Origin of the sequence: Streptomyces sp. NPDC047017, from assembly GCF_040644175.1 — a bacterium.
Lineage (GTDB): Bacteria > Actinomycetota > Actinomycetes > Streptomycetales > Streptomycetaceae > Streptomyces.
Genome location: NZ_JBEYVW010000036.1, coordinates 22,506 through 33,718 on the forward strand (window position 1 = coordinate 22,506; position 11,213 = coordinate 33,718).

The 11,213-nt window shown below is 71.6% G+C and carries 7 protein-coding genes and 1 CRISPR repeat array; all 7 genes read left to right on the forward strand.

Features of this window, described 5'->3' with window-relative positions:
• Window positions 1–234 precede the first annotated feature (234 nt).
• The 7 genes from casA to cas2e all read left to right on the forward strand — a co-directional run bounded on the left by casA (window position 235) and on the right by cas2e (window position 7,300).
• Entirely contained in the window at window positions 235–1,926 is a 1,692-nt protein-coding gene (gene casA, locus ABZ858_RS36370) for a type I-E CRISPR-associated protein Cse1/CasA (RefSeq protein ID WP_361389014.1), read from the forward strand.
• A complete protein-coding gene (gene casB, locus ABZ858_RS36375; RefSeq protein ID WP_361389017.1) occupies window positions 1,923–3,101 on the forward strand; it encodes a type I-E CRISPR-associated protein Cse2/CasB in 1,179 nt (392 codons plus the stop codon). Before casA ends, casB begins: the two co-directional genes overlap by 4 nt.
• Window positions 3,102–3,217: 116 nt before the next feature.
• On the forward strand, window positions 3,218–4,396 hold the full coding sequence (gene cas7e, locus ABZ858_RS36380) for a type I-E CRISPR-associated protein Cas7/Cse4/CasC (protein ID WP_361389020.1): 1,179 nt from the start codon (window positions 3,218–3,220) through the stop codon (window positions 4,394–4,396).
• Window positions 4,393–5,193 (forward strand): type I-E CRISPR-associated protein Cas5/CasD, encoded by an 801-nt coding sequence (cas5e, locus tag ABZ858_RS36385; protein WP_361389023.1) that lies wholly within the window; start codon window positions 4,393–4,395, stop codon window positions 5,191–5,193. The genes cas7e and cas5e overlap by 4 nt, the downstream gene beginning before the upstream one ends.
• A gap of 4 nt (window positions 5,194–5,197) precedes the next feature.
• The gene (cas6e, locus tag ABZ858_RS36390) at window positions 5,198–5,983 is read left to right on the forward strand and encodes a type I-E CRISPR-associated protein Cas6/Cse3/CasE (protein ID WP_361389026.1); all 786 of its coding nucleotides are present in this window, start codon (window positions 5,198–5,200) and stop codon (window positions 5,981–5,983) included.
• Window positions 5,976–6,959 carry a type I-E CRISPR-associated endonuclease Cas1e gene (cas1e, locus tag ABZ858_RS36395; protein WP_361389029.1) on the forward strand — a complete coding sequence of 328 codons (984 nt, stop codon included), beginning with the start codon at window positions 5,976–5,978 and terminating at the stop codon, window positions 6,957–6,959. The genes cas6e and cas1e overlap by 8 nt, the downstream gene beginning before the upstream one ends.
• Window positions 6,956–7,300 (forward strand): type I-E CRISPR-associated endoribonuclease Cas2e, encoded by a 345-nt coding sequence (cas2e, locus tag ABZ858_RS36400; RefSeq protein WP_361389032.1) that lies wholly within the window; start codon window positions 6,956–6,958, stop codon window positions 7,298–7,300. Before cas1e ends, cas2e begins: the two co-directional genes overlap by 4 nt.
• A 21-nt stretch (window positions 7,301–7,321) precedes the next feature.
• Window positions 7,322–11,068: direct repeats of the CRISPR family, unit length 28 nt; unit sequence GTCGTCCCCGCGCCCGCGGGGGTAGCTC.
• Window positions 11,069–11,213: the final 145 nt, after the last annotated feature.

Consider the following 11,213-nt stretch of genomic DNA (forward strand, 5'->3'; position numbering starts at 1 on the left):
GCTCCACGAGCCGTGCGCATAGTACCCGCTCGGGCCAAAGATGCGGTGCCTCTTGGCATATTTCCCTGGGTTCACCTGATCCGCTTGAAATACCAAACGTTGCCGTGCCACGCTGTCGGCGACCGGGTACGGGCCAACTTATCCGCATGTCAGTCGAGTTGACCCACAGGTCAACGCGTCCTGCGGGACGTGGGGAGGGGTTGGTACGTGCAGTACATGGAGGGGGGAACCGCCATGACCGACGAGGGAGACCTCGTTCACGGCGTGTGGCTCAGGACCGTCACACGGGACGGTGTGCAGCGATCTGCTGGTCTGCTGGATGTGGTGTCCGGGGCTCACGCCGTCCGTCGTCTTGAGCTGCCGGTGCACACGATGCTGCCGGTGGTGCTCCGGCAGCTGCTGCTGCCCGTGGTGATCGACGCCTTGGGGCCGCCCGCGACCCGGCAGGAATGGGGCGAGCGGTTCCACCGTGGCCGCTTCTCGCCGGACGAGCAGGAGCGTCTTGCGCACTACCTGGGGCCCCGCTACGGGGACCGGTTCCGCATGTTCGACGCGGAGCGTCCGTTCGCCCAGGTTGCCGGTCTGCAGGCGCTGAACGGGGAGACGAAGACGGCCGCTCAGCTGGTGCCGTCTGTGGCGTCGGGGAATAACGTGCCCTTGTTCAGCGCGCTCAGTGAGGCCGACGAGCTGCTGTTGACGCCGGGGGAGGCGGTGCTGTGGCTGCTGCACGCGCAGTGCTGGGACACGGCGTCGATCAAGACCGGAGCGGTGGGGGATCCGCAGGCGAAGAACGGGAAGACGACGGGCAATCCGACGGGGCCGCTCGGTCAGCTCGGGGTGACCGTGCCCACTGGGAGGACGCTGTACGAGACGCTGCTGCTGAACACGCCGATCATGCACGATGGGCTTGAGCCGGGGGACCGGCCGCAGTGGGCGTGGGACGAGCGCCCGGCCGCGTCGGGATGCGCGTCGCCGGCTGGGGCCGCTTGGTCCGAGCGTCATGCGACGGGGCTGCTGGACCTGCTGACCTTCCAGGCCCGCAGGATCCGCCTGATCGCCTGTGAGACGGAGCAGGGGTTGCGGGTGCATCGGGCGATCGTGTCGGCCGGCGACCGGCTGGTGCAGGCTCCTGAGACCGAGCCGCACACGGCGTGGCAGCACACCGCGAAGCCGAAGAAGGGACAGCCCCACCGGCGGCCCCGCCGGCTCGCCTCGGGCCGCGCCGCCTGGCAGGGCCTGGGGACGCTTCTGGCGATGACCTTGCCGGTGGAGAGCGACGGCCCCTACACCTCGCTGCTGCTGCGCCAGATCGGAGACCTGCGGCACGACGGTGTGCTGTCCGGGCAGTATCCGCTGGGCGTGGAGACGTCGGCGCTCGAGTACGGCACGCAGTCCGCGGTGGTCGAGAACGCCATCGGTGACGAGCTGCCTCTGCCGGTGCAGGCCCTGCTCGCCGAGGACGCCGATCTGCGTGAAGTCGTTCTGGACTGCGTGACGCAGGCGGATCAGGTCGCCCGGGCCCTGGACGGTCTCCACAACGACCTGCGGCGTGCCGCCGGGGGTGATCCGCTGCCCCGCGACAAGGGGAGCCGGCCGTCCGCGCAGTTCCTGCACTCCCTCGACGGGACGATGCGGCGTCTGCTCGCCGGACTGCGGAACGTCGATGTGGACGACGAGGAGATCCTGGACCGCGCGCAGCTCGCGTGGGAGCAGTGTGTGCAGATCGCTGCCGACCGGGAGGCCGGTTTTCTGCTCGCGGCGGTTCCGCCGCGAGCTGTGGTGGGGCGCACGGTGAAGAAGGGCGACAAGGAGTTCGTCTACCGCAGTGGTAAGGCCATCGGCGTCTTCCGGAAGACCCTTGCCGGCGTTCTGCCGCTGGCCGCCGAGGAGCGCCGGGTCAAGTACGAGGAGGTGGCCGGGGTATGACGACCAGCAGTGGTTCTCGCGTCCGTTCTGCGGCAGACCGGACCTGGCTGTTCTTCTGGGAGGAGGCTGCCCAGGACTGGCAGCGCGGGCGCGAGGAGCAGCGGCGCGCGAACTTCTCCGAGTACGTCGTGCGGAGCCTGCGGGCCGCGCGTGAGGGCGTCGGGCGGGAAGCCGGCACCGTTGCGTCCATGCGCTTCCTTCATCGTGTCCCTCTGCAGGAGGGCGGCGTGGAGAGTCTGCCGGGCCGGTACATCGCGGAGCACCACACGCTCACCTTGTTCGGGCTGCACCAGCATGCGGCGTCCGAGCCCGTTCACCGGCAGGGTGCCGGTCTGGGCGGCGCCTGCCTGCTGCTGCGTGGCAGCGGGGTGATGGCGGAGAGCGCTGTGGAGCGGCGGCTGGTGGCGGCCGCGACCGCCCAGGACCTCGACGAGTTGGTGCAGCACCTTCTGCGGCTCGTGCCGCTTTTGCGGCAGGCGGGTATCGGTCTGGACTACACGCGTCTGTTCGGTGAGCTGGCCCGGTGGGACGATCCGGGCAGGAACCGTGTGGTGCGGTCCTGGGGCCTGCAGTACACCGATCCCGGCGCACCGGACGAGGCCGACGAGGAGCTCGGCGCTGGGGAACGGGCGCCGTACTGGATGACGTTCGACCCGGTCAGCGCGGGTGCCGGGGCTGAGCTGGCCGCGTTGCGTTCGGGTACCGGCCGCGAGCCGGGCACGGTCGCTGCGATGTGGCCGTTCCACCGCACCCGCATGGCGTCCGAGTGGCGGAACAAGGGTTCCCTCACCCGGGACCTGGCGGCCGAACACACCGCGCTCACCCTCTTTGCCCGCCACCAGCAGTCGCACAGCCGCCCGATGCACGTCGCCGGGAACAGTCCGGGTACGGCTGCCGGCCTCCTCGCCGGAAAGGCCGCCCCGGGCAGCGAGGGACGGGCTGGCACCGCAGCACTGGAGCGGCGCTTCGGCGTTCTGCTCACCTCCGCCGACGCCGACGAACTCGCCATGCACCTGCGGTCCTTCGTCCCGCTGCTGAGCCAGGCCGGAGTCGGACTCGACTACGACCTGCTCCGCGCGGCTCTGCGGAGCTGGGACGACCCCCGCCGCCCGGACGCCGCCACCGAATGGCGCCGGCGGTGGGACCGCGACTTCCACATCGCCGCGACTTCCTGACCCCACCGAACGAACCAGCCGGCCACGGCGCCGGATTCCCCGGCCCGCCGGCCAAGCCGAAGCGTTCCGTTGACGCCCCGTTCCCGGGGCACCCCATGCCTTCAAGGAGCCACACCATGAGCAAACCCACCCTCTTCGTCGAGGTCCACATCCTGCAGAGCCTGCCGCCGTCCAACGTGAACCGGGACGACTCCGGCACCCCCAAGCAGGCCGTCTACGGCGGCGCCCGCCGGGCCCGCGTCTCCTCCCAGGCGTGGAAGCGGGCCGCCCGCACCGAGTACGCCCGGCACATGCCGGAGGCCGACCGGGCCACTCGCACCAAGCGGATCGCCACCCTGCTCACCGAGCGCCTGGCCCGCCCGGCCGCCGAGGGCGGCGCCGGCCTCACCGGCGAGCAGGCCGGCCGTCTCGCCGCCGCCCTGCTCGAGCCGCTCGGCGTCACCAAGTCCGCCAAAAAGGAGGACCAGTCCGCTTACCTGCTGTTCTTCGGCAAGAAGCAGCTCGACGCCCTGGTCCGGCTCCTTGACGGCCGGGCCGCCGAACTCGCCGCCCTGGCCGACGACGACCTCAAGAACGAGGTGAAGCAGCTCCCCGTCGTCCAGACGCTGTCCACCGGCCACCCGGCCGAGATCGCCCTGTTCGGCCGCATGGTCGCCGATCTGCCCGCCCTCAACGTGGACGCCGCCGTCCAGGTCGCGCACGCCCTGTCCACCCACGCCGTGCGCACCGAGTTCGACTACTACACCGCAGTCGACGACGAGAACACCGACGACCACGGCGCCGGCATGATCGGCACCGTCGAGTTCAACTCCTCCACCCTGTACCGCTACGCCGTCCTGGGCATGCACCAGCTGTGGGACAACCTCACCGACGCCGAGGAGACCCGCAGCACGGCGGTCCGGTTCATCGACGCGTTCGCCCGGTCCATGCCGACCGGGCACCAGAACTCCTTCGCCCACCGCACCCTGCCCCACCTGGTACTGCTGACCGTCCGCACCGACCAGCCGGTGAACCTTGTCTCCGCCTACGAAGAACCCGTCACCGGCATCACGGGTCTGGCCTCGGAGTCCGTCGTACGCCTCGCCGACGAGCTCAAGGCGGTCGGCGAGACGTGGGGCAACAAGCCGCTGCAGACCCTGGCCGCCTACACCGCCGAAGGCGACAAGATCACCGAGGTGTTCGGCTCCTCCCTGGCCTTCCCCGCCCTGCTCGACTCCGTCGGCGCACTGGTCGGGCAGTGGCTGGCCGGCGGCGAGATCACGACCGCCGAGAAGGCGGAGGCCGACGCCCGATGACCGGCACCGGACACGCCGTCCTCATGCTGCGGCTGGCCGCCCCGCTCCAGTCCTGGGGCGGCCCGTCCCGCTACAACCTCCGTGAGACGCGCCCTGAACCCACCAAGTCCGGCGTCCTCGGCCTCCTCGCCGCCGCCGAGGGCCGCGACCGCGAAACCTCCCTCACCGACCTGATCGGCCTGCAACTCGGCGTCCGGGTGGACCAGCCCGGCACCCTGCTGCGGGACTACCACACCTCCAGCGACTACCGCGGGCTGCCGCTGTTGTCGTCCAAGACCAACGCCAAAGGACAGCAGACCAGGACCGCCCCGCCCAAGTACACCAGCGTCACCCGCCGTTTCTACCTGCAGGACGCTGTCTTCGTCGCCGCTCTCCGCGGCCCGCACACTCTGCTGCACAGCCTGGAACACGCCGTCCGCAACCCCGTCTTCCCTCTGTCTCTGGGCCGCCGCTCCTGCCCGCCCACCGGCCCCGTCAGCCTCGGCCTCCACGCCGACAACTGTCTCGAAGACGTCCTGAAGGAAGTACCGTGGCAGGCGAGCAGCCACCGTCGCCGGCAGGCCCAGGGTGCCACCGTGTCACTGGAGGCCACCGTCGAGGATCCGGCCGGTGACCGGACCGCCGTCGACGTCCCCGACACCTACGACCTCAAGACCGGAACCCGCTTCGCCCGCCGCACCGTCCGCCATCTCTGGGTCACCGTGCCCACCGGCCGCACCGACCGGACAGAGCCCGCGCCGGAGACCACCCCGGCCGGACAGCCCGACCACGACCCGTTCGCCCTTCTGGGCTGGTGACCACATGCCCTACCTGTCGAAAATCGCCCTCAACCCGCGCCGCCGCGCCGCCATGGCCCTGCTCTCCAGCCCCCACCGCCTGCACGCCGCGATCCTGTCCGGGCTGGCCGTGCAGCCGGTCGCCGAGCGAGTCCTGTGGCGCCTGGACACGAACACCCCGCACCGGGCCGAAGTCCTCGTCCTCACCGCAAGCCGCCCCTCCTGGGCCCATCTCGTCGACGACGCAGGCTGGCCCGGAGCCGACGGAGGCGACCCGCTCATCGCCGACTACGCGCCCCTCCTCGACCGTCTCACCGACGGCCGCGAATTCGGGTTCTGTCTCACCGCCAACCCAGTCCAGAGCATCCCCCGGCCCGAACGGCCGAGCGAACAGCAGGCCGCCCGCCTGAAAGAAGGAACCGACAACGGCAGCCGGCACCGCGGCTTCCGCGTCGCCCACCGCACCGCCGACCAGCAACTCGACTGGCTCCTCAAACGGTGCGAACGCCACGGCTTCAGCATCCCCGACGCCACTGCCGCACCACCCGCTCCCGGACTCCAGACCAAGGATCACACCCTGTCAGCCGGACCCGCCGTGACCCTCGTCAGCCGCGACATCCTCCGCTTCCGCAAACACCCCGGCGGCCCCCGCGTCACCCTGTCCACCGCCACCTTCGAAGGACGCCTCCGCGTCATCGACCCCGACGCCCTGCGCACCGCCCTTCTCCACGGCATCGGACCCGCCAAGGGCTACGGCCAGGGGCTGCTCACCCTCGCCCCGCTGCGCACCACCCAGGCAAATCATGGCTGAACCCTGGTGGCGGACCGGACCTCAAGACGTCCACCGGCTCGAAGACCGCATCACCAGCCTCTACGCCGAGCGCTGCCACATCGACCGGGACGACAACGCCATCGTTCTGGTCAACAAGGCACGCACCGTCCACGTCCCGGCTGCCTGGCTCGCCGTCCTCCTCATCGGGCCCGGCAGCCGCATCACCCACCCCGCCGTCACCCTGCTCGCCGACTCCGGCACCGCCGTGTGCTGGGTCGGCGAACAGGGCGTACGCCTGTACGCCGCCGGAACCAGCACCACACGCGGCTCCCAGCTCCAGCTCCGGCAAGCCTGGCTGGTCACCCGCCCCAAGGAACGCGTTGCCGTCGCCCGCAGGATGTACGACATGCGCTTCCCCGGCGAGGAGACCACCGGCCTGACCTTGCAACAACTCCGCGGCCGCGAGGGCACCCGCATCCGACGGCTCTACGCCCAGCACTCCGAGCGCACCGGAGTCCCCTGGACCAAACGCGACTACAAACCAGGCGACGCCTTCGCCGCCGGCGACGATGTGAACCGACTCCTGTCCGCCACAAACTCGGCCCTCTACGGCATCTGCCACGCAGCCATCACCGGCCTGGGCGCCAGCCCCGCACTCGGCTTCGTCCACACCGGCAACGCCCTCTCCTTCGTCATGGACATAGCCGACCTCTACAAAGCCGAATACACCATCCCTCTCGCCTTCGACCTCGCCGCCCAGGGACTCACCTCAGAACGTGACGCACGTACCGCTCTACGGGACGCTGCTGCCCGCGGCAGACTCCTGCCCCGCATCGTCGCCGACATCAAACAACTCCTCGTCCCCGACGACAACGACCTGTCGGACGAGGATCTCGGCGCCCTGTGGGACGACGGCGACACCGTCGTCAGCAGCGGTCGCAACTGGAGCGCCACAGCCCACCTCGACCTCATCCCTCAACCCACCGACCTTGCCTTCCCGGAGACGAGCTCGTGAGCGCAGGGACGACCGTTGTCGTACTCATCGCAGCGCCGCCCGGGCTCCGAGGACACCTCACCCGCTGGTTTGTCGAAGTAGCCGCCGGCGTCTACGTCGGAAGCCCCAACCCACGGATCCGCGACAGCCTTTGGAACGTCCTTTCCAAGCGCATCCACGACGGCCAGGCTGTCATGATCGAACCATCGACCACAGAACAGGGCTGGTCCATCCGAACCGCCGGCCGCGACCGATGGACCCCCGTCGACTTCGACGGGCTTATCCTCATGGCCCGCCCACGCCAGAACGGGCAACCCTGGCGACCCTCGAACGAGGTAAAGGAAAATGGCCTCATCACCTGACTAAGCCGCAGGTCACGAAGTGTCGTCCCCGCGCCCGCGGGGGTAGCTCCCTGATTCATGCACGTACATTATTTTCATGAGGGTCGTCCCCGCGCCCGCGGGGGTAGCTCGACAGGAGACCGCTACCGCGGTCTTGCCGGTCGGTCGTCCCCGCGCCCGCGGGGGTAGCTCCGTCGACGCGCTCCAGACCCGCGCTGTGTCGACGTCGTCCCCGCGCCCGCGGGGGTAGCTCCTTGATGGCGAACACGGGCTCGTGGGAGATCCGGTCGTCCCCGCGCCCGCGGGGGTAGCTCCTCTATCGCCCAGGTCTACACCACGGCGCCGACGTCGTCCCCGCGCCCGCGGGGGTAGCTCGAGGCCGCCGGCGACCAGGACGACACCGAGCGCGTCGTCCCCGCGCCCGCGGGGGTAGCTCCTCGATCTGACCGGGGCCGGGGCCGGGGCCGGGGTCGTCCCCGCGCCCGCGGGGGTAGCTCCGCTCCGCACGCCGGGATGCAGAGTCCGGGCAGGTCGTCCCCGCGCCCGCGGGGGTAGCTCCCTTTCTCCACATACGGATGAATGCCCCCAGGGGTCGTCCCCGCGCCCGCGGGGGTAGCTCGTCTGTGACCTGCGCGTTTGCCGGACTGCGGAGGTCGTCCCCGCGCCCGCGGGGGTAGCTCCCCAGGGGTCCGGGCTTGACCTCTGACAAACGAGTCGTCCCCGCGCCCGCGGGGGTAGCTCCGGAGGGGACTATGCGCTACCACTACGTGCTCAGTCGTCCCCGCGCCCGCGGGGGTAGCTCCCGGAGGGGACTATGCGCTACCACTACGTGCTCGTCGTCCCCGCGCCCGCGGGGGTAGCTCGGAAGTCTGCGCCGGAACTATTTGGGACAGATCGTCGTCCCCGCGCCCGCGGGGGTAGCTCAGACTAGGCAAGAAAAAGGGTGGCCGATGGACGGTCGTCCCCGCGCCCGCGGGGGTAGCTCGCTGATGTAGCGAAGATGATGATGGGCCTAGAAGTCGTCCCCGCGCCCGCGGGGGTAGCTCATCCAGGCGTTCGTGAACCACCTCCAGGGCATCGTCGTCCCCGCGCCCGCGGGGGTAGCTCCACGGACCTTCCCGCCACACCCGGTGCCTCAACGTCGTCCCCGCGCCCGCGGGGGTAGCTCCTGGAGGTAGGTGCGGGGGGAGAGCTCGAGATAGTCGTCCCCGCGCCCGCGGGGGTAGCTCCCCCTTGCCGCCGCGCAGCAGCGCGGCGTCGATGTCGTCCCCGCGCCCGCGGGGGTAGCTCGCCACGTAGAGGAGCTGCTCGGGCATCCACGAGGTCGTCCCCGCGCCCGCGGGGGTAGCTCCGTGTTCTTCCCGCCCGACAGGCCCAGCGGGTCGTCGTCCCCGCGCCCGCGGGGGTAGCTCGACCTGCCGGACGCCGACTGCTCGGCGGTCTTCGTCGTCCCCGCGCCCGCGGGGGTAGCTCCGACGTGTCCACCTCCGCGTTGTGCGGGTCGCCGTCGTCCCCGCGCCCGCGGGGGTAGCTCTTGGACGGCCACCTGCGTGATGGTGGCGCCAGCGTCGTCCCCGCGCCCGCGGGGGTAGCTCAGGCCATGTTCACGTCCAGGCCGACCAGGTAGCGTCGTCCCCGCGCCCGCGGGGGTAGCTCTTCGACGCACCAGGCGACGCCGTCCTCGCCGAAGTCGTCCCCGCGCCCGCGGGGGTAGCTCCCCGCGCTTCGTGAGCTTCCAGTCGGCGCGCACGTCGTCCCCGCGCCCGCGGGGGTAGCTCGTGGTCGGCGTCGACCATGACCAGCACCGTGTCGTCGTCCCCGCGCCCGCGGGGGTAGCTCCCCGACGGCGGCGGCGAGGGATTCGTCGACGGCGTCGTCCCCGCGCCCGCGGGGGTAGCTCCCGAACGGAGGCGATGGGCCCGACGGTGGCGGCGTCGTCCCCGCGCCCGCGGGGGTAGCTCCTGGACCCTGGTGTACGAGGGCTCAGGGGTCTCGTCGTCCCCGCGCCCGCGGGGGTAGCTCCTGTCCACCGCTGCTCACGATGAGGGCCAGGAGGTCGTCCCCGCGCCCGCGGGGGTAGCTCCTCATCGAGAACGCCGTGAAGTTCTCCCCGAAGGTCGTCCCCGCGCCCGCGGGGGTAGCTCGCGAGGACCCGCGCGTCGTCGGCTCGTTCAGGCGTCGTCCCCGCGCCCGCGGGGGTAGCTCCTCGTTACGCTGCCGCAGTGATCGAGCCCTCCTGTCGTCCCCGCGCCCGCGGGGGTAGCTCCTGGCGCTCCGGGAGGGCGGCTATGGCCGTGTAGTCGTCCCCGCGCCCGCGGGGGTAGCTCGAGAGGGTGCGCCACGCCTGGGCCGCCGTGATGGTCGCCCCCGCGCCCGCGGGGGTAGCTCCCTGGTCAACGCGCTTGCCGCCGTCACCACCGAGTCGTCCCCGCGCCCGCGGGGGTAGCTCGCCCGTCGCACCCGCCCTGCCCGGCACGGCCGCGTCGTCCCCGCGCCCGCGGGGGTAGCTCCCTGCGGACCCTGTACGTGATCCTCGTGACGTAGTCGTCCCCGCGCCCGCGGGGGTAGCTCGCCCTGTACGGGGTCACGGATTGGACGGCTGGCGTCGTCCCCGCGCCCGCGGGGGTAGCTCCGCGAAGCCACCGACCGCGCCACCGAGAAGTGAGTCGTCCCCGCGCCCGCGGGGGTAGCTCGGTCTACGTCGGCTGGGACCTCACCAACGGTGAGTCGTCCCCGCGCCCGCGGGGGTAGCTCGGGCTGTCGATTGGCCGCGCCTTTTGGGCACGGGTCGTCCCCGCGCCCGCGGGGGTAGCTCCCCCGCCCTGTCCCTCCATCTGTTCAGCGAGCAGTCGTCCCCGCGCCCGCGGGGGTAGCTCGCGACCAGTAACCGGTCACGCCTGATCATCCCGGTCGTCCCCGCGCCCGCGGGGGTAGCTCCTGGGACTGGCGGTCGGACCCGCGCGAGGACTGGTCGTCCCCGCGCCCGCGGGGGTAGCTCGACCCCTGAGAACGGGCCTGACGGGGCCCAGGGGTCGTCCCCGCGCCCGCGGGGGTAGCTCCGCAGATCCCCGCGCTCTTGGTCGACGCGACCCGTCGTCCCCGCGCCCGCGGGGGTAGCTCCTCGACCACCAGGAGGACCAGATGGGCAAGCGCGTCGTCCCCGCGCCCGCGGGGGTAGCTCGCAGTTCACGGCGACGATGTACGGCACCCTCATGTCGTCCCCGCGCCCGCGGGGGTAGCTCGTAGGACGGGGGCAGTTTCCGGGCGGTCTTCTCGTCGTCCCCGCGCCCGCGGGGGTAGCTCCTCTTCGGTATCGAGTCGGCGCCCGGCACCACTGTCGTCCCCGCGCCCGCGGGGGTAGCTCCCTCCTGGCCGTCAACGGCCGGCCCTCGGTGAGTCGTCCCCGCGCCCGCGGGGGTAGCTCCCCGAGCCAGCTACCAGGGTTCGGGCAGTTGCCGTCGTCCCCGCGCCCACAGGGGTAGCTCGCACTACCAGGAAGGCCCCGGCCCGGACTGGTCGTCGTCCCCGCGCCCGCGGGGGTAGCTCGCCGGGCCGGGGCGCGTACGCCTTCCACAGGGCGTCGTCCCCGCGCCCGCAGGGATGGTCGCTTCGAGGCGGGCGCGCGGCCGATCAGCCCTGACTGTTCCCCGCGGCCGCAGGGATGGTCCGGCTCCTCGGCGGCGCCGCCGTCGACGCCTGGCCTGCTCCCCGCGCCCGGGGGATGGTCCCCGCGAACTCCTGGTCCTCGCGCAGCGCAAGCCCTGTTCCTCGCGTCCGCGGGGGTTGCTCGATGAACCCGCTGATGAAGGTCCGCAAGGCCACGTCGTCCCTGTGCTTGTGGGGGGGGGTCGGGTTGTTGAGGTGGCTGGGCTGGTGGGTTGTCCTGGTATGGGCTGCGGTTGTGGCTGTGTTGCGTGTTGTGTGAGGAGAGGGT